This window comes from Methanosarcina siciliae T4/M (assembly GCF_000970085.1).
Taxonomy (GTDB): Archaea; Halobacteriota; Methanosarcinia; order Methanosarcinales; family Methanosarcinaceae; genus Methanosarcina; species Methanosarcina siciliae.
This window is the reverse complement of the sequence record NZ_CP009506.1, coordinates 2,139,954-2,163,279: the sequence shown is the minus strand read 5'-3', so window position 1 is coordinate 2,163,279 and position 23,326 is coordinate 2,139,954. Positions and strand designations below refer to the sequence as shown.

At 39.3% G+C, this 23,326-nt stretch carries 10 protein-coding genes; 8 read left to right on the top strand and 2 right to left on the bottom strand.

Annotated features, from left to right (window positions below; all coding sequences use genetic code 11):
* Positions 1-204: 204 nt before the first annotated feature.
* The gene (locus MSSIT_RS09180; protein WP_048171836.1) at positions 205-1,410 is read left to right on the top strand and encodes a tetratricopeptide repeat protein; all 1,206 of its coding nucleotides are present in this window, start codon (positions 205-207) and stop codon (positions 1,408-1,410) included.
* Positions 1,411-1,467: 57 nt separating this feature from the next.
* Here the strand turns inward: MSSIT_RS09180 and MSSIT_RS09175 are convergent, their stop codons facing one another.
* Complete coding sequence (locus MSSIT_RS09175) at positions 1,468-1,728, bottom strand: N-6 DNA methylase (protein ID WP_048171834.1); 261 nt, start codon at positions 1,726-1,728, stop codon at positions 1,468-1,470.
* Between the two features lie 206 nt (positions 1,729-1,934).
* Between MSSIT_RS09175 and MSSIT_RS21195 the strand changes: the two genes are divergently transcribed.
* Both MSSIT_RS21195 and MSSIT_RS21190 read left to right on the top strand, forming a co-directional pair.
* Positions 1,935-2,342 carry an ATP-binding protein gene (locus MSSIT_RS21195; protein WP_148705251.1) on the top strand — a complete coding sequence of 136 codons (408 nt, stop codon included), beginning with the start codon at positions 1,935-1,937 and terminating at the stop codon, positions 2,340-2,342.
* Positions 2,324-2,776 (top strand): DUF4143 domain-containing protein, encoded by a 453-nt coding sequence (locus tag MSSIT_RS21190; RefSeq protein ID WP_082088933.1) that lies wholly within the window; start codon positions 2,324-2,326, stop codon positions 2,774-2,776. The genes MSSIT_RS21195 and MSSIT_RS21190 overlap by 19 nt, the downstream gene beginning before the upstream one ends.
* Positions 2,777-3,207: 431 nt before the next feature.
* Here MSSIT_RS21190 and MSSIT_RS09165 read toward each other — a convergent pair whose 3' ends face one another.
* Positions 3,208-4,644 carry a transposase gene (locus tag MSSIT_RS09165; RefSeq protein WP_048171832.1) on the bottom strand — a complete coding sequence of 479 codons (1,437 nt, stop codon included), beginning with the start codon at positions 4,642-4,644 and terminating at the stop codon, positions 3,208-3,210.
* 140 nt (positions 4,645-4,784) lie between these two features.
* On the opposite strand from MSSIT_RS09165, the gene MSSIT_RS21185 reads away from it, so the two are divergent.
* From MSSIT_RS21185 to MSSIT_RS09135, 5 genes are all read left to right on the top strand, one after another.
* The gene (locus MSSIT_RS21185) at positions 4,785-6,179 is read left to right on the top strand and encodes a right-handed parallel beta-helix repeat-containing protein (RefSeq protein ID WP_052721581.1); all 1,395 of its coding nucleotides are present in this window, start codon (positions 4,785-4,787) and stop codon (positions 6,177-6,179) included.
* Between the two features lie 239 nt (positions 6,180-6,418).
* Complete coding sequence (gene fpoO / locus MSSIT_RS09155) at positions 6,419-6,724, top strand: F420H2 dehydrogenase subunit FpoO (RefSeq protein WP_231590491.1); 306 nt, start codon at positions 6,419-6,421, stop codon at positions 6,722-6,724.
* 833 nt (positions 6,725-7,557) lie between these two features.
* On the top strand, positions 7,558-9,150 hold the full coding sequence (locus tag MSSIT_RS09150) for a YVTN family beta-propeller repeat protein (RefSeq protein ID WP_052721580.1): 1,593 nt from the start codon (positions 7,558-7,560) through the stop codon (positions 9,148-9,150).
* Between the two features lie 11 nt (positions 9,151-9,161).
* Positions 9,162-22,154 (top strand): CARDB domain-containing protein, encoded by a 12,993-nt coding sequence (locus tag MSSIT_RS24695; protein ID WP_052721579.1) that lies wholly within the window; start codon positions 9,162-9,164, stop codon positions 22,152-22,154.
* 11 nt (positions 22,155-22,165) lie between these two features.
* Positions 22,166-22,708, top strand: a complete 543-nt coding sequence (locus tag MSSIT_RS09135; RefSeq protein WP_156158829.1) for a hypothetical protein — start codon at positions 22,166-22,168, stop codon at positions 22,706-22,708.
* Positions 22,709-23,326 lie beyond the last annotated feature (618 nt).

Here is a 23,326-nt window from a genome sequence, read left to right as displayed (position 1 = left end):
GTTTATACCTGCTGTGCTTATTTATATGGTAAATATGAAACGATATATATACATATGCATAAGCGGCTACCGGAATCACCTACCTTGCAGGGACGTCCGCAGCGCTAAAGTTACCATCAGGTAATTCGGGTAATTAGAGTAAATCGGGAATCTATTTTTCCATTATTACTTAACTCTAAATAGCCCGAGTTCCAATTTGTCTCCATGTCCAAGCAAACTGAGGATTTACTGGTTAGGACTTTAAATGATGTATCTTCTCTATTTGGAAAGGAGAGGTACAAAAAAGCTCTTGAAAAACTTGATAAAGCCGAAAAACTGGCGGAAAAAACAAAGAGGACGGACATCCTGTGCCGGGTTCTACTGCAAAAGGGAGCGATAATGACTGCCATGGGTAAGCCGGACGAGGGCCAGGACCTGTACGATAAAGCCCTGGATATTTTCAGGACTTCCGATTTAAATGAGCCAGAGAGTTCTGTTCTTAAATCTACCCTTTCTAATACCTTTAGTGAACTTGCAAGACACTTTAAAATGACTGATAATCTCGAGAATGCAGAAAAGTGCTACATGAATGAAATAAAAGTCTACGAGATCCTTCTGGAGAAGGACCCCGAATATGAGGACTCAAACCAGGAAATTGCCAGAATTTTCAAAGCTATTGGGGATCTATATGAGTACTTTAGGCCAGAAGAGATGGACCCCGAAACTGAAAGGCAGTATTACGAAAAAATTTTGGACATAAGGGAGAAAGCCTTTGAACTGCTTCCTGATAGTGAGACCTATATATATGGTCTGGCCCATGCCCTTGGAAATCTTGTTGATTATTATATAATTCGGCAGGACTACGAATCCGCGATCCAACTTCAAGAACGCGTTGTTGAGGTGATGGAGGAACTTATTGATCTTCTGGCAAACTGGAAGGACCTGAAAGCCAAGAGCAATACCTATGACAAATTGGGTTCCCTTTATGCGGAAATAGGACAAGAAGAGCTTGCACAGGAACAGTATTCAAAAGCCCTTGAATATTATGAGATGATTTTTGATGATGAGCTCTGGCCCCTTTCTGTTAAGGCGATGCTGGCTTCCGAACTCATGGAACGCGGAAAGACCCTCCTCCTTTCAAAGAAATACGAGAGTGCAAAAGAATCTATGGACATGGCCCTCGATTTCCTTGAAGGAGTAGACAAAGAAGAACTGGAAGACAGCACAAAAGGATCCATGGACCTAACATATGTTTTTCTTGGAGAAGGAGATGAGGAAGAGTCGGAAGACTCCGGTTATCTGTCAGAATTGGCTGGAATCTTCAGGGAGTATGCAAAAACTCTCTCAGACTTGAACCGGAATGAAGACGCAGAAGAGTTTACTGCAAAATCGGAAAAAATATTGGGGAAGCTGGCTGAAGAGGGGGACTGAAGCTTCATAAACTTTCTCTCACATCCCCTTCACATCTTGCAGAAAGCCGGGGATGGTTTATCGGATTTTTGAGTACCGGGACTCCCCATTCGATGAAGGTGGGCTGCTTTTATGATTAAGCCGCACATTCCCGTGCAGGACCATGTTCATGAGCGCGATCCTGACCATTGTAGAGTCAAAAATTAAAGCCTTCACCATATCAGGACTTGTGTACTTTTTAAGGATGTACCTGCAAGCCGTAAACAGGAAACCCGCTGTCCCGCACGCTGGGTCGCAGATCCTGTCATTGATATCAGGGTTCACAAGCTTGAATATCATTAGGGATTTTCGTAAAATTTGGACTATTAAGATTTTCTCAGCCTTATGTTACCATGAAAATGATAATATGTATTTCAAACTTACCGATAAAAATTATAGATATTTAACTAAACTTACCGATGTAAATTATAAATATTGAACTAAAATTACCGATTTAAGTGATAACTTTTTAAAGAACAGGCAAATCAACAGTGGTTCTCCAGTACATGGAAGAAAAAATTAAAAAAGGAACGGCAAAAGAAAACATACTCATAATAAACTTCGAAGACCCTCGTTTCAGGAAGCTTGACCTTATCTCAAAGCGCCAGATGATAAAAAGAAGTTTTAAAGAATATGTCGAAACAGGCGGATTTCCAAAAGTTGTGCTGGAGGAAGAGGAGAGAAATAAAAAAGAGCTCCTTTATACATATTTCCGTGACATCCTGATAAAAGATATAACAATGAGATATGGAATAAAAGACATCAAAAAATTAGAAGAACTTGCAAGATATTACCATACAAACATATCCTCCCCGAACTCGTATAACAGGATTAAAAATGTCCTTAAAACCAGCCTTGATACAGTCGAACGTTACTCTTCATACATTGAAAGCACATATATGCTTTTTTCATAAAAAAGTACTCTTACTCCTTAAAAGAACAGGTCCTTAACCCAAGAAAAGTCTACTGTATAGATACAGGCCTTAGAAACACAGTAGCATTTGCTTTCTCGGAAGATTACGGCAGGCTTGTTGAGAATATAGTTTTTATGCACCTCAGAAGAAAATACAGGGATATATATTACTGGAAAAACGAAAAACAAAAAGAAGTCGACTTCCTGGTCAATGAAAAAAATGTGCTCACGCAGGCAGTCCAGGTCTGCTGGGATATAGAAAGTGAAATGACAAGAAAAAGAGAGACTGAAGGGTTGCTCTTAGCAATGGACAGTTTTGAGCTGAATGAAGGTCTTATCCTTACCGAGGACGTAGAAGAAGAAATCATGGTAGAGAACAAGAAAATAATTTTTATGCCTGTCTGGAAATGGCTTCTTGTTGAAGGGGAAACATGAGGGAAGCATGAGGGGAAACATGAGGGGAAACATAAGGGGAAACATGAAGGACCAAACTGTTTAAATTTTAACCATGCCAGGTCCAGGTTTCACTTTTTTGTCTTTACAATGATGGTTATTTCCAGCTTTTAAGACTCGGCATACTCACCTGTCGTCTGCAACCGGCCTTTCCAAAAATTTGAATCTCATATTTAGAGTTTTAAGGGAAAGACCGCTTTCCTTCGTCGAGCAGGACAAGAACAGTTCGGTAAGCCCACTATGGTTGTGCGGATCAGAATTCACGATCTAATTTTTTACATGTTGACTTCAAGAATAACCTTCGACCTGTCACCAACGTCCCATCTATGCTCATTCAGTAAAAATATAAAAAGATTAGGAATTTATCCGGACCTTTGCTGATATGTATTCAGATATTTGATTCATTTTGTACCTTAACTCCCATTTTTTGTAGGGAATATGTTGAATTTGAGAGTTTTATCTAATTCTCTTACTTTCTTAGGAACTTCAGTAATGATACTTTTTTCACCAAAGTTTATACTTTTCACTTTTCTAAACTTCAATAGGATATCAATGGGTGAGACCTTGTCATTTATCTCTGCTTTTTTAATTGCCTTCAACAATTTACAGTACGCATATAATGAAAGAAATGCCACAAACACATGCCCATAAACGCTCTCATCATCATGAAGATACAATTTGTCAGCGTCTAATGTTGTTTTGTATGCATCAAACAACTTTTCAATCGAGTCTCTTTTTTTGTAGAGTTCATACATCTCCTTTTTTCCTATGTCGTAATTGGAGATAATCAAGAACTTCCCTGCTCTATTTTGTTTTAAAGAGTACTCTTCATCGCTGATCTTCCCTTCCTCTCTCTTTCTGAAGATCGTCTTCTGTTCTTCAAGTCTTAGATCCAGGTCTTCATATAAATATAGGAACCTATTTCCTAACTTTCTTTTACCACATTTGATGAGTCTATCATGATAGATGAATTCTTCATTAAGGTGTATTCTTGTGTCATAATAGTGGCTGTTCCTTTTTGTTGGTAACACAAATTTGATATGTTTTTCTTCTAAGCAGTTAAGGATGTTCTCTGAGAAAAAACCACGATCAAGAAGAAGTATCTTATCGCTGATATCCAACTCTTCTATTGTTTTGTATAATGTCTTTATGTCCTTCACACTGCCTGGAACTGATTTGATCATAGTAGGCATTTCACTATCAAGACCACAAAGAAGGGCAAAGTTGATTTGGGGAACTTGAATACAGTCTTTGTTGTAGCCTTTTTCAGCCTGTAGAATATTCATAGATCGAGAGAAACAGGAACTTAAGTCATAGACGAGTTGAGTGTCTGCATTTTTGAGATGATTGAATAGCTCATTCTGCCCAAACCTATCACAGCCTACTTCCCTTAACACTTTTGAAAGATTGGATGGATTAAGATTTGGTTTTATACCTTCAAGATTATAGAGATCTTCCCAAGTATCTTTAATTCGTTTGAGGGGGACATATCCATTTACACGAACAATTGACATTGCATAGAGTTCTTCCCAATATTCCGGAAAATTTTTCATGAGAAAAGGTTTGAGCTCTCCCATCATATTATGTAAAATCATTGAATTTCCATAGTCAGTGACAGAGTGAGGCACAGGTATCACATTAGTTTTAGGTTTCTCACCTTTAGGTATAAAGCCGTAATCTTTGTCGAGTCTACCAATGTAAACTGAAACTTTACGACCCTTCTTAATTTTTTTGTCATATTTACTCGTAGAGCGATAAACATAATGACAAGCGCCTCGAACTTTGATTTCAAGACATTTTTCTCCAGCTTTACGCTGATCTTCAAGCCAGCATCTTGCCCAGGGTTCCATAATCCCTATTATGTAGGGAATATAGGCATATATAAGTTTCGATTTGAAATCGTTCTAATGATATTAAAAATGAGAAAAAATAAGCAAATTAGATGATATAGTCCCTATAAATAGGCAGAGTTAAGGATTTAAGTAATAATGTGGCAAATTTTAATTTCAATGGATTCGATGTTCAAGAATCAACTAATACTGAACTGCATAACAACACTGCAAATTTTAACAAAGATAACGGTATAGCTTTAAGTTCTTCCATACAAAATGAAGTAACTGGAAATATTGCAAATTACAATGGCGATGGAATTAATTTATTCAATTGCAGTACCAGCTTGCTAAACAATAATATTGCAAATTCAAACAGGTATGCAGGAATTGACCCTGGGAGCTCAAAAGATAATATCCTAACCGATAACATTGCAAATTCAAACAGGAAACACGGCTTTGAGCTTGTCGGCTCAGATAACAACACTTTGAGAGGTAATATTGGGAATTCAGATGTGGATCATTTACCAGATGATTCTCCCAATCGTACTTCTAAGAATGAGACTAAAGATCAGGGTATAGAAAACAAATCTTTCATTGATTCCACAATTTCTGTAATTATATCCTGGGTACATCACAATAATTTTTCGGATAATGTTGACAATAATCCAATAAATAACCCTTCTGACAATTTCATCAATAATTCGAAAAGCAATTTTCTCGATAATATTAGCGATGATTCAATAAACGTCTACGTACACCCAGAAGACTCGATCCAGCAGGCAATAGACAATTCAAGTTCCGGCGATATTATTGCTGTTTATCCGGGATTATATAAGGAAAATTTGATTGTGAACAAATCTCTCATCATAATTTCAAAGCCTGGAGAATCAACTGAGACTATAATTCAGGCTGCAGATCCGGAAGATGATATATTCTATGTAGCTGCTGACAATGTAACAATTTGCGGGTTTAATGTGACAGGAACAGACAAGGCAGGCATACGTTATACCGGATCCTGTGGCATTATCGCTGGCAATAAACTGGTTTCTGACAAATACGGAATTTACCTGAAAAAAGCTGAAAACATTACAATTGAAAATAACAATGCATCTCAAAATGGGCGTGGAATTTACTTGAGAGACTCAAGTAGAAATATCGTAAAAAATAATGAAGTAAGTCATAATTGGTTTTATGGGAAGGAGTATAGAAACGGGATCCTTCTTAAAAATTCAAATAACAACAAGCTAACAGGTAATAATGTATCGAGAAATTGGGATGGTATACGCCTCGAAAATTCTTCAAACAACGAACTGAGCAAAAATGCAGTTATAGATGACTATTTCTGCATTGGTCTTGAAGATTCAAATAATAACAAACTTCTTGACAATACCGTCAAATCAATCGGATACTCATTTGATATCACACTGGGGAATTCTCATAATAATACATTACAAGGTAACAGTGCAGGCTTTATGACTGAAGTAAGAGTATCATCTGGGCCTGAGAGCACAAATAATACACTTGAGGGCAGGCAACATATTAGAAGAGATTAAAGTAGCCAGTTTTTTATCAAAGGTTGAACCCGGGGTCCCGGTAATTTAAGTTTAGATCACTTATAGACTCTGAAACCTTTTATGTCGATCTAATCTCTATAAATATGCTCCAGGATTAATTATCATGATACTTGCCTTTACAGATATTTCATAACCAACAGGATATCACACAAAACATTTCTATTTGCAATATTATTTTTAAGATATTTTGTCTAGTTTGATTATTTGAATTGTCACTTTTGAATCCAAAACTAGATTGTATTCTTGTCAGAGTCTTCCGCCACCTCCTCAAATTAGCCTACCCCAATGGTTTCTGGAAAGGCCTCTGTGAGACCTGCCTCGATCCCGCCCAGAAAACTTACCTGGAAGCAAACAAAAACCAGCCCTCGTGCAGAAAAGGCAAATTTGCCCTCTGCGGAGACAAAACAGGAGTTTTCCCGGTGGAACTGCAGGTGCCGGATTTCTCAAAAGGGATAGTCAAGAAAGATGTGGATCTCTGCTACAGGTGCCTGAAAGAAGTCGATGAAGCTTATATAAGGGCATAAAAGGGAACAGGTTGAGATGGAAAACGTACATCATTGAGTAAAATTGAAGCTGCTTTTTAAAAGGCGGCTTTATTTCTTTTTTTCTCTTTTTTGAGGTTCTTTTTTACGGAAGTGCCTGAAAATTGATTTTTGTTCTTTTTTAGTTTTTTGAGTGGTTAGCTATATCTCTGCAAATTATATTTTTTTTATAAATACTCTTTTGTAGTTATATACGCATATACAAGGCTCCATTTTTTCTTATTTAAGTCACATTTTTTATCTTGTTTATCATATTTTGTCATGTATTTGTAAAAAAAGGAAATGTTTATCTATATGTACATCTTCCAAACATTAAATAATATTTTACATATTATATACATATTTTTTATATGTATACTGTTGGTACAGTTCTTGAAAGTAATGAAGTGTGAAGGCGAGGGTAGAAGGAAAATTTGCTTTCAAAATATCCAGAAGAGAAAAACAGGTTTGATGTTTTGAGTAAATTTGGAATAATGAAGTTTCAGTGAGTTATAGATCCAATGTAATTGAGGAATAAGAAGCCGAAGACTTGAAAATTTGAGAGTTCAAAAATTTAAGTATTCTATAAATCGATGTCCTTAGACAAATCATCTCATTATATCATTTTTCACAATACTGACTGAGAAAACTTGGAAATTAGGAATAAAATTTAGAGTGTTTAAATAAAAAGTATAAAATAAAAGACAAAGAAGGAAGAACAAGTGAAATTTCAAGATAAATTATATCCAATATCTTTAGCTTTAACAATTCTATTTTTATTTTTAATTCTCTTTTCATCTGCCGCATCGGCAGATATCGAACAAAGTGCTGAGCCAATGGTGCCATATGCATATATTACGAATTCTAACAACAATACTGTTTCTGTAATTGACACAGCTTCAAACACCATTGCAGCAACGGTACAGGTAGGAAGTTCTCCTTATGGAGTTGCAGTGAGACCGGATGGAAAAAAGGTATACGTAGCTAACTACTACAGCCACAGTGTCTCTGTGATTGACACAGATACAAACACTGTTACAGCCACAGTGAATGTAGGAACCTATCCTTCAGGAGTTGCAGTGAAACCGGATAGAACAATGGCATATGTGACTAATTACGGTAGTAATACTGTCTCTTTCATTGATACAACCTCAGATACTCTTGCTGGTAGTGTGAATGTAGGAAGTGATCCATATGGAGTTGCAGTTAGTCCGAATGGAACAGTATATGTAGCGAACAGAGTCAGCGACACGATTTCAGTAATTGACGCCACCAAAAAAATAGTTACGGCCACTGTGAATGTAGGAGATAATCCTCGCGGAGTTGAAGTCACACCGGATGGAACGAAAGTATACGTGGCTAATTACAATAGTGGCAGTGTCTCTGTAATCGATACGGCAACAAACAATGTTACAGCTACGGTCTACGTAGGAAACAATCCTAATGGAATTGCAGCCAGTCCTGATGGGAAAAAGGTGTATGTATCGAATTATAATAGTTATGTCTCTGTAATTAACACTTCAACTAATGCTGTTACGTACGCAGTGGATGTAGGAAGCAGACCCTCAGGAATCGCAGTTACGCCAGATGGGACAAAAGCATATGTATCGAATCGGGTAGGGAACAGTGTTTCAGTAATTGATACTACAACCGACACTCTTGAAGACACTGTAACTGGATTTAACAGTCCTAATTCATTTGGGCATTTTATAGGTGCTCCTCCAACACAAACATTATATCCCGTTGCAAACTTCAGCAGCAACGTTACTCAGGGATATGCTCCTCTTTCTGTCCAATTTACTGACCAATCTGAAAACGCAACGTCATGGAACTGGAGTTTTGGAGATGGATTTTATTCAACCGAGCAAAACCCAACTCATGTTTATACCACAGTTGGGAACTATTCAGCAACGCTCACAGTGACAAATGCATATGGTCAGAACACGAAGAGCAGCAAGATAAATGTGCAAAATGTCTCTCCTATGGTGCCATATGCATATATTACGAATTCTAACAACAATACTGTTTCTGTAATTGACACAGCTTCAAACACCATTGCAGCAACGGTACAGGTAGGAAGTTCTCCTCATGGAGTTGCAGTGAGACCGGATGGAAAAAAGGTATACGTAGCTAACTACTACAGCCACAGTGTCTCTGTGATTGACACAGATACAAACACTGTTACAGCCACAGTGAATGTAGGAACCTATCCTTCAGGAGTTGCAGTGAAACCGGATAGAACAATGGCATATGTGACTAATTACGGTAGTAATACTGTCTCTTTCATTGATACAACCTCAGATACTCTTGCTGGTAGTGTGAATGTAGGAAGTGATCCATATGGAGTTGCAGTTAGTCCGAATGGAACAGTATATGTAGCGAACAGAGTCAGCGACACGATTTCAGTAATTGACGCCACCAAAAAATAGTTACGGCCACTGTGAATGTAGGAGATAATCCTCGCGGAGTTGAAGTCACACCGGATGGAACAAAAGTATACGTGGCTAATTACAATAGTGGCAGTGTCTCTGTAATCGATACGGCAACAAACAATGTTACAGCTACGGTCTACGTAGGAAACAATCCTAATGGAATTGCAGCCAGTCCTGATGGGAAAAAGGTGTATGTATCGAATTATAATAGTTATGTCTCTGTAATTAATACTTCAACTAATACTGTTGCATACTCCGTGGATGTAGGAAGTAGACCCTCAGGAATCGCAGTTACTCCAGATGGAACAAAAGCATATGTATCGAATCAAGTCGGGAACAGTGTTTCAGTAATTGACACTACAACCAACACTCTTGAAGACACTGTAACTGGATTAAACAGTCCTAATTCTTTTGGGCATTTTATAGGTGCTCCTCCAACACAAACACTATTCCCTGTTGCAAACTTCAGTAGCAACGTTATTCAGGGATATGCTCCTCTTTCTGTTCAATTTACTGACCAATCTGAAAACGCAACCTCATGGAACTGGAACTTTGGAGATGGATTTTATTCAACCGAGCAAAACCCAACTCATGTTTATACCACAGTTGGAAACTATTCAGTAACACTTACTGTGAAAAATTCATATGGTCAAAATACGAAGAGCAGCAAGATAAATGTGCAAAATGTCTCTCCTATGGTGCCGTATGCATACATAACGAATTACGGCAGCAATACTGTTTCTGTAATTGATACAGCCTCAAACACTGTTACAGCCACTGTTAATGTAGGATCAAGTCCTTTTGGAGTTGCAGCCAGTCCGGATGGAACAAAGATATATGTGGCAAACTCTGGAACCAGCAGTGTCTCCGTGATTGAGACATCCACGAACAATGTTGTAGCTACGGTGAATGTAGGAAGTTATCCTCGGGGAATTGCAATCAACCCGGATGGAACAAAGATATATGTGGGGATATCTGGCAGCGATAGAGTCTCTGTAATTGATACTGCCACAAACACTGTTACAGCCACGGTTTATTTAGGATTCTATACATACGGAATTGCGGTCAGTCCAGATGGAGCAAAGGCATATGTAGCTAACTCGAACAGCAACAGTGTCTCTGTGATTGACACTGCCACAAAAACAGTTATAGCCATGGTGAAAGTAGGAAGTTATCCTTATGGAGTTACATTCACACCGGATGGAAAGAAGGCATATGTAGCAAACTCGAACAGCTACAACGTTTCTGTGATTGACACTGCCACAAACAATGTTACAAACACTGTTGATGTAGGAGGTTCACCTATTGGAGTTGTAGCCAGTCCGGACGGAACGAAGGTATATGTGGCAAACTCTGGAACTAGCAGTGTCTCCATTATTGACACTGAAACAGATACTGTGATAAACACTGTTGATGTAGGCAGTCATCCGTGGGGAGTTTCAGTTACACCTGATGGAACAAAAGTATATGTGGCAAATAAAGACAGCAACAGCGTCTCTGTAATTGACACTGTAACCAACACTGTTACAGACACGGTGATTGTGGGAAGTAGTCCCAGGGCATTAGGACAGTTTATATGTACTCCTCCAGCACAAACGTTACTTCCTGTTGCAAACTTTAGTACTAATGTAACAAGTGGTTATGCTCCTCTTTCTGTACAATTCACCGACCTTTCAGAAGATACAACCTCATGGAACTGGAGTTTTGGAGACGGAGAGAATTCAACAGAACAAAATCCAACTCATATTTACCGCACAGTTGGAAATTATACAGTAACGCTTACGGTAACAAATGAATATGGCCAGAATACTAAGAAAAGCAAGATAAACGTACAAAGTGCTTCGCCAATGGTGCCGTATGCATACATAACGAATTACGGCAGCAATACTGTTTCTGTAATTGATACAGCCTCAAACACTGTTACAGCCACTGTTAATGTAGGATCAAGTCCTTTTGGAGTTGCAGCCAGTCCAGATGGAACAAAGATATATGTGGCAAACTCTGGAACCAGCAGTGTCTCCGTGATTGAGACATCCACGAACAATGTTGTAGCTACGGTGAATGTAGGAAGCAATACTCGGGGAATTGCAATCAACCCAGAGGGAACAAAGGTATATGTGGGAATCTCGGGCAGCAACAGTGTTTCGGTAATTGACACCGCAACAAACACGGTTACAGCCTCAGTAAATTTAGGATTCGATACATATGGGATTGCAGTCAGTCCTGATGGATCAAAGGCATATATAGCTAATTCTTACAGTAACAGTGTCTCTGTGATTGACACTGCAACAAAAGCAGTTATAGACACAGTAAAAGTAGGAAGCTCTCCTTATGGAGTTGCATTCACACCTGATGGAACAAAGGTATATGTGGCAAACTCAAACAGCTACAACGTTTCTGTGATTGACACTGCCACAGACAATGTTACAAACACAATCAAGGTAGGAAGTTCTCCTTACGGAGTTGCAGTCAGTCCGGACGGAAAGAAAGTATATGTGGCAAACTCTGGAATCAGCAGTGTCTCTGTTATTGACACTGCAACTGATACTGTGACATCCACTGTTGATGTAGGCAGTCATCCGTGGGGAGTTTCAGTTACACCTGATGGAACAAAAGTATATGTGGCAAATAAAGACAGCAACAGCGTCTCTGTTATTGACACCGTAACAAACACTGTTACAGACGCGGTGATTGTGGGAAGTAGTCCCAGGGCATTAGGACAGTTTATATGTACTCCTCCAGCACAAGTGTTACTTCCTGTTGCAAACTTTAGTACTAATGTAACCAGCGGTTATGCTCCGCTTTCTGTACAATTCACTGACCTTTCAGAAGATGCAACTACATGGAACTGGAGTTTTGGAGACGGAGAGAATTCAACAGAACAAAATCCAACTCATATTTACCGCACAGTTGGAAATTATACAGTAACGCTTACGGTAACAAATGAATATGGCCAGAATACTAAGAAAAGCAAGATAAACGTACAAAGTGCTTCGCCAATGGTGCCGTATGCATACATAACGAATTACGGCAGCAATACTGTTTCTGTAATTGATACAGCCTCAAACACTGTTACAGCCACTGTTAATGTAGGATCAAGTCCTTTTGGAGTTGCAGCCAGTCCAGATGGAACAAAGATATATGTGGCAAACTCTGGAACCAGCAGTGTCTCCGTGATTGAGACATCCACGAACAATGTTGTAGCTACGGTGAATGTAGGAAGCAATACTCGGGGAATTGCAATCAACCCAGAGGGAACAAAGGTATATGTGGGAATCTCGGGCAGCAACAGTGTTTCGGTAATTGACACCGCAACAAACACGGTTACAGCCTCAGTAAATTTAGGATTCGATACATATGGGATTGCAGTCAGTCCTGATGGATCAAAGGCATATATAGCTAATTCTTACAGTAACAGTGTCTCTGTGATTGACACTGCAACAAAAGCAGTTATAGACACAGTAAAAGTAGGAAGCTCTCCTTATGGAGTTGCATTCACACCTGATGGAACAAAGGTATATGTGGCAAACTCAAACAGCTACAACGTTTCTGTGATTGACACTGCCACAGACAATGTTACAAACACAATCAAGGTAGGAAGTTCTCCTTACGGAGTTGCAGTCAGTCCGGATGGAAAGAAAGTATATGTGGCAAACTCTGGAACCAGCAGTGTCTCTATTATTGACACTGCAACTGATACTGTGACATCCACTGTTGATGTAGGAAGTCATCCGTGGGGAGTTTCAGTTACACCTGATGGAACAAAAGTATATGTGGCAAATAAAGACAGCAACAGCGTCTCTATTATTGACACCGTAACAAACACTGTTACAGACACGGTGATTGTGGGAAGTAGCCCTAGGGCATTAGGACAGTTTATATGTACTCCTCCAGTATCTCAACCAATAACAAAAGGAAGTTCAGACCTCACCGTCGATGGCATAAACTGGAGCCCGACTAAGATAAATGAGGGCGAGACTGTAACATTCAATGCAAGCATCCGAAACATCGGGGAAGGGGACACGCTCTCTCCATTTTATGTGAGGTTCCTTGCAGATAATCAATACATTGGGCAGAAGAGGGTTGATCAACTAAATGCCAGTGAATCAACAGTTATTACCCAAGACTGGGCTGCTACAGCTTATGCAGAAAATGTCACTGTTGTTGTAGACTATTATGATCATGTCAAAGAGCTGGACGAGACAAACAACAGGCTTACTGTTTCTCTCTCTGAAGTTGAGCAGGCAGACCTGATCGTTTCAAACCTTACATGGACACCAGAAAACTTCCATGATGGGACACAGGTTGCTTTTGAAGCCGAAATCCTTAATACAGGGATTGGAAATGCTTCCAAGCCATTTGATGTTGGCTTCTATATTAATGAGAGTAAAATTGGTACAGTTACAGTGGATAACAGTCTTTTTGCCGGGGAGTCAAGAAAAGTCTCGGCAGAGTGGAATGCAGTTCCGGGTACGTATGTCCTGAATGTAAAAGCTGATGATACAAATACAATACTTGAGTCCAACGAATCAAACAACCTTGGGTCAGCTGTTCTCCCCTCGATTTACCAGCCGGAACTCATAATTTCGAATGTAACAATTCCATCATCGATTGATGACGGAGATACTGTTGATTTCAATGCTACCGTTGAGAACATAGGATCTAACAGTACAGAAAACTGGTTTGGAGTAAGGTTCTATATCGATGGGAATGATCTAGGCTATGTAGTTATTGAAGGGCTGGGGGCTGGTGGATACGAGACCGTTTCAAAAAGCTGGACTGCAGTGCCTGGGAATCATACGCTGACAGTTACGGCAGATGCAGGTGGCTGGTATGCTTCTCCGTATAGTGCAAATGGCCCTAGAGTAGAAGAGTTAAATGAAACAAACAATAATCTAACACAGGCCCTTCCGGAGATCAAAAAATCCGACATAACCGTTTCCAGTCTTACATGGAATCCTTCAAACTTCAGTGATGGAGAGACTGTAACATTCAATACCAGCATTCAAAATGAAGGACCTGGAAGTACCTCCGAAAAGTTCCATGTCCAGTTCCTGATAGATGGGGTTTCTATTGCCTATAGGCCTCTTGACGGCCTGGCTTCAGGGTCTCATGAACCCATTTCTCAGACCTGGACTGCAGAACCCGGAGAACATACGATAGAGGTAGTAGCAGATGCTTCAAATGAAATAACTGAATCGGATGAAACTGATAATTCCCTGAAATTGGTCCTCCCGGAGGTCGAGCAATCCGACCTGATAGTATCCGACTTTACATGGTCTCCTGAGAATTTCTCGACAGGAGATACTGTTACCTTCGATGCCTATATTGAAAACATCGGGAACGGAAGCACACTGAGGACTTTCAATACAGGCTTTACTATTGATGAAAATCTAGCCGGTACAAAATCAGTTGCCGGTATATCAAAAGGCGAATCGGTAAAGGTTTCTCAGGTATGGACTGCAACTTCCGGAGATCATAATGTTAGTATAAAAGTTGACTATCATGGACAGATTAATGAATCGAATGAGAGCAATAACCTGCTAGTTACAAATCTTTCTTACATTGAAGAAAAATACCTTTTACTTGTAAGCAGTGACAGCCAGAGTTATGCTGAAAACGGTACTGCTGTATTTACCGCAAAAGCATCCAGTCTGGCTTCTCCCAACGTTTACCTGACGGATAGCGACGTAAATTTGACTCTAAGCATTCTGGATGATAACAGCAGTGTTGTGTATAACACTCCGATGAGCTATACGACTGCAGGGTTCACCGCAAACGTGGACCTTTCAGGTTATCCGAAAGGGAACTATGTTGCCAGAGTAGCATTAAGAGATAATAATGGACTGACAGCCGAAAAAACAATTTCATTTAAGGTTACTGAAAACTTCAGTGTGTCTATTTCAACAGATAAATCAATTTATGGCAGGAATGAAATCGTGCATATCACCGGCAGAGCACAATATGACGATGCAAGTCCTGTTGTCAATACACCTGCCGTCCTGACTATAAAATTAAAAGGTTATACGCGAACTTACAGCCTTGTAACGGATGCTGACGGGTATTTCTCATATTATTTCCAGCCGGGAAGTAGTGAAGCTGGCAATTTCACGGCCAAAATAAGCGTTAATTCCAATAAACTCTGGATAAGTGCAGAGACTTCTTTTGAGATGTACGGACTTTACATGAGTCCTTCCGGCACCATAGACTATGAAATGTCTGAAAATTCATCCGAAAACATCACTTTCTCCGTCAGAAATTACGGAGAAGTAGATCTTCATGGTGTAACTGCCTCGCTTGAAGGAGACGCAGTAACCGGAGTGGAAACTCAGCTGGTACAGCTGCCACCTGAAACCCTTGCTGCCGGGGCTCAAGGAACATTCAAGGTAAAAATCAATGCTGCAAATGTGGATGTCTCCCAAGCAAATTATGTAGTTTCAGTTACTTCCGATGAAGGCAGTTCTGAAGAAGCTGAATTATTTGTTCATCTGGTAGAAGCCAGTCCTGCCGCCATCGTAAGTCCAACATCGATAACAGTCGGAATGAACCCGAATGATACTCTGGCCAAAATTGTCAGTATCTCCAATGTCGGATACGAATCAATGAATGACATTAACATTTCAACGCCGTCTCTTGATTGGGTTTCTGTAAGTTCTGCAGATCTAGGGAGCATTTCACCGGGCGCCAACAAAACATTCAATATTTTCCTTCATCCGGACAACGGAACCGCTGCAGGAGTTTACCAAGAAACGATCACCATCTCAAGCAGCAACCATCAGCCTGTAAACATATACCTGACAATCTCAATCACTTCTTCCGAACAAGGAGACCTGATGTTCCATGTCGTGAATGATATCGGAGAAAATGTCTCAGGAGCATCAATAGCAATCCAGAACCCGGACGTTCTTACCCAGGTATTCCAGGGCACCACAGATGAAAATGGCTATTATCTCTTTAAAAATATTTCAATCGGCACGTATAATTATTTCGTAAAAGCTTCCAACCATACCTCTGTAAGTGGTTCATCAACAGTTTCTCCTGAAATACAGACCCTAGTAGAACCTGTGCTTTCCAAAGACATCCTCGGAGTAGAACTCACTGTAACTCCGGTACAGATAGAAGATGAGTATGATATCCAGCTGGACCTTACTTTTGAAACCGATGTACCTCCACCTCTATTGATTCCTAACCCTCTGTATATCAGGTACGGAGTAAATTTCTCGGATCCGGTTTACGAAAACGACAGCTCGATAACAATTTCCAACCCCGGGCTTGTTTCTGTTTTCAACGTAACGGTGGACTCTTCATCTCTGCAGGGAGTGAACATAACTTTCCCAACCGGATATACCTTCTTTGTTGACGAGCTCAAAGCTCAGAGTTCTATCACAATCCCCTATCATTTAAATACCACTTATGTTGCCTGTGGTGGGGAATCATACCGAAACAGTATCAGAATCCGAGGAGATTATCTCACCTTTGAAGAAAACAGTGACGTAACCAGGAAAGTGTACCTTTCGTCAGAGCTTCCTTTTTTTGTCTATATGTATAACTGCCCGGTTAGTACAGGCCCGATAGTCGATGTAATAGAAGAATATTTCAGACATGATTACAATAGTCCCGGAGGAAGCTATTCCTCAGGCAACTATGATGATGGTGAATCCATTCCCCAGGTAGTGGAAACCGTTCGCGAAAGGGTCAAATTCTACATATCCCAGGAAGCCACTCTCGAAAGAGATGCATTTGCTGCCAGCCTTGAACTGACAAATAAATTAGCTGACCAGAACATCGAGAATGTAAATGTAAACCTCGAGATAAAAGATGCAGATGGAAACGATGCCTCGGATCTATTCTTCGTTAACCTGACGTCCCTGAGCAGCATCAGTTCTGTCGACGGCGATGGTCTGATAAGTCCTTCATCAGTTGCAAGCGCAGACTGGCTGTTAGTACCCGAGAAAAATGCAGGGGGCACTACACCCTCGGGCAAGGACTACACAGTTCAGGCATTCATAGACTATACCGTAGACGGCGTAACCTTCAGCGTAAACAGCACAGAAGAAAGTATCACTGTAATGCCGCAGCCACTACTGAATCTGACCTACACGATCCCCGCTGAAGTCAAAGCAAATACACCTTTCAATATTACCCTGGATGTTACTAACGTAGGATACGGTACAGCAAAGAACCTTAAACTTGACAGCGCCCAGCCCGTAATCTACGAAAATAAAGCAGGATTGCTTGTCTCCTTCGAACTCATCGGCAGTGGACTTGTGGATGGGCCTGAAACCGATTCATTGCTGATAGACTTCGGAGACGTGGCACCCGGAGAAAGTAAGGAAGCTTACTGGATAATGACATCAAGCCTTGATGGAGAATTTACAGAGTTTAAAGGATCCTTCAGTCACAGTAATGCGTTGGGTGGGGCTGAGACTTCGCTGATTAATAGCATTACGTATATTATCCCAGGTTCAGTCCATAACATAAACAAGGGCAGTAGCTTTGCTTCGATCCAGGCAGCTATAGATGATGCCGATTCCGGGAATGAATTGCATGTAGATAGTGGGGTTTATTATGAGGATGTAATTATTAACAAACAAATAATTTTAAGAGGCATCGACATTGGCACTGGTAAACCCGTAATAAATGCTTGTTGGCAGAGTAATGCGGTTACACTTTATGCTGATGGGGTCGTCCTTGATGGTTTTGTTGTTACTGGAGCTGGAAAAAAAGCTGTAGAGGTATTATCGGATGGTAATACTATTGTCAACAATAATATTAGCTCCAATATGCAATGGGGGATTTACCTCAGTTCTAAAAACAACGAAATCACAAATAATGTCATTAATAACAATTATTATGGAATTTACCTATTGTCTTCCAGCAGTAATAGAATTTATAACAATAGATTAATTGAAAACGATATAAGTGCTTTTGATGATAGTTTAAACCAATGGGACAACGGGATTATAGGAAATTACTACTCAGAAACTACTGAAATGGATAATGATCTCAACGGTATTATGGATACTGATTATAACGGTATTTGCGATGATCCTTACCCGATAGCAGGAGGTGACAGTGTAGATAATTATCCTCTATATCTCCCCCAGCCTAATGAACCACCGATTGTATCTTTTAGTTATACTCCCGAAGGTCTAATTCTCATCGATCAGGAAGTAACTTTTGATGCTACCGCATCTTATGATCCATATGGTCCTTATGATGGCGGTGAAATTGTTTCATACAATTGGGACTTTGGAGACGGCTCTACTGGTACAGGACCTATAGTTAGTCATACCTACCCAGCGTTAGGAGATTATGAAGTTAATCTTACATTAACTGACGACGATGGAGCTACTAGTTACTATACTAAAGCGGTTCCGATTTCATCAGTACTTGGAGAAGACATTAAAACTACAGTTTTGGATACACAGAACAAACTAAATGAAATTAAGTCTGAAACTAAATGGTCTGCAGAGGATGGAGATTATTTTAGTAGAAAATTAGAAGCTGATGAAAGAAACGAAGGTATAATTCTTATTGGTCATGTACTTGAAAACGCGGCAATTTTCAAAGGTGAAACTGCTGAAAATATTCTAAAATGGATGAAATATACAATAGGGGAAAATATACAGGGAGAAATTTTGGTTGAAGGTTACGATAGTATGTTCTCTCTTTTAGGCGCAATCGTAAAAGAATATGATCCTTTACAAAATTATATGGTGCCACCTTTGAATAAAATGGTAGATGATTATAAAATAAAACTAAATAATAATAAAGATGAAGTTCTAGATTCTGTTAATAGTTTAACTGAAGACGAAATTAAAAACTACCAAGCTGATTTATCAAAGAGAAGGTTAGCAAACAAAATTATCGTTCTAAATTTACAAAGAAATGCTCTAATGTTACACAATTCTCAAGATTATAGTGAAGATTCAGGCTTAAACGAATACACAAAATTATTTCTACTGAAAACAGGGGCTAAAACGCTAGGAGCTCTAGCTTTCGGTACAGCTGGCTGGCATGCAGTTGGAGCAGTGACCACTGTTCCAGAACTAATCATTAATGATTTTAATATTGAACAAGATAATTTTATGTTTGATCTTGCTACTGTGATAGATCTCAATTCATACATGGAAGCATATCGTGTATACGACAATACAAACCAAGGATTAAAAAATATAGAAAATCGAGTACCTCCTCAGATTGCTGAGGGTAAAATAACAGACATTGAAAATGTGGCTTTAGGTGACTATAAACTCTGGGGCGAAAATAATTATTTATTCACACATACTGCATATTCTGATGTTAAAATTCAGAACAGTGGTAAATTTGATACTAATTATCAATTGATAGCAGATTATCAGTCATGGTTTTTCGGAATTAAAAGTAATGATGTTCAAGTATTTGATGGAGTCAGCTGGACACCTGTAACTATTTCTGAATCATTACAAATTAAAGGTGGCGTAGATAGAAGCAATACAATTAGGATATACTATTTGCAAGATGAAGTTGGTGAGAGACCATATACTCAAATCAATTTTAATTTATTTGGAGAAACTGAAACTGGAACTTATTTTGTTGGTAGTGATAATACTATTTTTGGAACTACAAAAATAGCAACATCAAGTGATTCCATAGTATCTCAAGAAGAGATTGATAAAGCAGAAATGCTTGAGTATCCAATTAAGACTTGTGTAGTTAATCAAATCAACAATAAAGAGAATACGCTCGTAATCTGGATCGAAAACCCATTCAAAACTCCAATCTCTTGCAATTTTAGCCAGGAAATCACTCCTGAAATAGAAATAATAGATGCAGCTAATGGAACGATAGAAGGAAATGTCATCAACTGGAATTTGTATCTTGAACCATATGAATATCGTCAGATAGTTGTGACGTTTATATCAAATGGTGAACCTGGAGTCATGGTCGAACTACCTCAAACAGAGCTGAATATCTACGATCCTGTTAATGATAAAACAATTAACTTCCTATCTAATTCAAACAACTTTACAACAGAATTCCCTATAGATATTAGTGCATACCCACCAACCAATGCTTCAGTTGGAGAAAATATAAACGTACCCTTCAAGATCACTAATCTCTTGAATGACTCGCCATATGCAGGAAGTATTTTTTTAGAAATGGAAAATCTCGACGGTGATCAAGTATATAACTCAACAACAATAGTTACTTTGGAATCAAATGAAACGCAAGAAATAAACATTGTGGCTTCACCTGAAATTAACCCTGGGATTTCCATCATGAAGGGAATTTGGCAAGGAACCAGTGCCAATATGAGCATTTTTACAAGTTATATCTATATTGATGCTGGTGATGTTTCAGGCACTATACTTTTACAAAACCAATATAATAACAATGGAACTGAAGTGAAGTTGGGCAACTACAGTACAACTACAATACCTGATGGAAGCTACACATTTGTTGGTATACCCATAGGAAACTATTCCTTAACAGCATCCCACCTAGGTTATTCAGATTATAATGGGGAAGTAACTATTGGTGAGGGGCTTAATACAATACCTCAAATCGTTTTAGAACAAAATATGACTCTACCCTCGAGTATCACTAATCTACAATCCACAACAGGCAATACCTGGATCAACTGGACATGGCAGAATCCCTCAGATCCCAACTTCAACCACACTGAAATCTACCTGAACGGCACCTTCCAGACCAACATCTCTGTAGAATACTTCAACGCTACTGGCCTTCAACCGGATACAAATTATACTATCGGTACACGCACAGTGGACAGCAATGGAAATGTAAACGAGATATGGGTTAATGCAACTGCAAAGACTCTTTCTCTGCCAGACATTATTCCACCTGCAATTGAATCAGTAGTAATATTCCCGATCAGTACCACAACCGATTCTACAATTAATGTTACAGTCAATGTTACGGATAATGTTGGAGTCAGTGGTGTAAAAGTAAATGATATTCCACTGCTCAATCAGGGTGGAAGTATCTGGAACGGGAGCATTACAGCACTTGAAGGTACTCATTCTGTAAATGTATCTGCTGTAGATGAATCAGGTAATGTTGCCTGGGATAATTCTACTTCATATGCCGCTCTAACGCCCGATTATTTACCGCCTGCCAACATTACTAACCTCCAATCCACCACCGACACAACTTGGATCAACTTCACCTGGACTAATCCCCACAACCCCGATTTCAACCACACTGAAATTTACCTTAACAACATCTTCCAGACCAACACCTCTGCCGAATTCTTCAACGCCACCGGCCTCGAACCCGAAACAGAATACACCATAAGTACGCGCACGGTAGACGTTTCCGGAAACAAAAATGAGACATGGGTCAATTCAACCGCAACAACATCAGCAGAATTGGCATCTGATACTGAAAAACCTGTTATTCAATCGGTAGTTCTGTTCCCGGCCAATACAACCGCTGGTTCTACGATAAATATCACTGTGGATGCAACAGACAACGTTGGAGTTACCGAAGTAACTGCAGGAGAAATCCAGCTTACAAAAACAGACAACATCTGGCAGGGAAGCATAACTGCTCCTCCTTCAATCGGCGATTATTCCATGCTGATAACAGCAAAAGACGCTGCCGGCAACGCAGCTGAAATTACTGAAAACTACAAAGTTGTAGCTCCAACAGGCAGCCTTGGTGTAGGTATTTCTCCAAAGGTTACAACCGCATCAACATCGGGAACAACGATTGATTACACTGTGAATATCAAGAGCATACAGAATTTTGATGACATAGTTAGTATTGACGTAATCATGGACGGCCTGCCTGCCAGTTATCAGATATCATCAGATTGGTTTGAGTGGAATAATCAGACAGTAAATGTCCCGGCAAATAGTACGGTAAGTTTGCCCCTAAAACTGACGATTCCACCCGGACAGGCGGCATCCAGGAAAGCTTTCAAAGTAAGAGCAAATTCAACGCTCTGGATCACAAGTGCGTATGATACTGGAGTGATAGCGATTTCATAAAGGTGGTAAAAATGCGGTCAAACAAAATGAAAATTGGTTTAGTGTTGCTCCTGAGCTTGCTGACAATTAATACTGCGAGTGCAAATCCGGGTTTTAATGTAGACGTTGAAACGACCTCCAGTACAGTTGGACCGGGAGGAACTGTCACATATGCAGTAACTCTAACTGCAATGGATTCTCTTACTGTAGATGAATTCGCTGATCTCTCAGTTATTGATTCAGCTGGAAATCCTGTAAGCTGGACTACAGAATTTGGTGATAACCTATTTCTGATAGGGCCGGGTTCACCGGAAAAAACTGTCACTCTGGAAGTAACCGTGCCAGAAGGAACTCCTGCAGGAGAGTATCAGATGAAAGTACTTGGAGAAGGGTATCTACCTGATTTATATGACCCTACAATACCAGATGAATTTTTGGGGTCAATTGAGTCAAGTGATTTTCCAATTACAGTGACTGTAACACAGATACCAGAATTTCCAACAATAGCAGTGCCTGTGATTTCAGCACTTGGAATAGTATTTTTGGCGTCGAGGAGAAAGGAAGGAAATTCGTAAAACAGTAAATATTGAGTAACAGAACACTGAGCAAAGCTGTTTTTTAAAGCGACTTTTTTTATTTTTTATTTTTTTTGAGAGTGCTTTTTTATAGAAGTACCTGAAAATTAATTATTGCGCCTTTTTTAATGATTTTATCTAGTTAGATATATCTCCGTAGTTTATGTTTTTTATAAGCTTTTTTTCATATTTGTACATTCATATAATGCTTTATTTTCACATACTATGTTTACATATATTACTGTGTTTATCATATTTTATCATACTTTTGCAAAAAAAGAGAAGATTTATTAATATCGGTGTCTACTAAACATTTATCAATATTTTACAGAATATATACATATTTTTTATATGTATACTGTTGGAATCGTTCATGAAAAGTATTGGATGTAAAGGAGGTCGGAAAGGAAATTTGACTCTGTGGAAAGTTTTGGTTCAGTTTGATACCAAAAGTGAGGACAAAACTCATTTTATTGGATTTAACCTACAAATAATCTAACAAGTACAGCAGTTATGCTATTATTTTTCATTGGCCTTTTTTTAATTTTCACTTGTCTTGGGTCAAGAGAGAAAATCAGTTTTTCTCTCACATATGAGGTCAAGCAATGAAGAATAAGC

Coding starts and splice junctions, on each gene's coding strand:
- MSSIT_RS09135 (WP_156158829.1), top strand. CDS start 22,166: ATGCGGTCAAACAAAATGAAAATTGGTTTAGTGTTGCTCCTGAGCTTG.
- MSSIT_RS21195 (WP_148705251.1), top strand. CDS start 1,935: ATGGAAGAAAAAATTAAAAAAGGAACGGCAAAAGAAAACATACTCATA.
- MSSIT_RS09180 (WP_048171836.1), top strand. CDS start 205: ATGTCCAAGCAAACTGAGGATTTACTGGTTAGGACTTTAAATGATGTA.
- MSSIT_RS09175 (WP_048171834.1), bottom strand. CDS start 1,728: ATGATATTCAAGCTTGTGAACCCTGATATCAATGACAGGATCTGCGAC.
- MSSIT_RS09150 (WP_052721580.1), top strand. CDS start 7,558: ATGGTGCCATATGCATATATTACGAATTCTAACAACAATACTGTTTCT.
- MSSIT_RS09165 (WP_048171832.1), bottom strand. CDS start 4,644: ATGGAACCCTGGGCAAGATGCTGGCTTGAAGATCAGCGTAAAGCTGGA.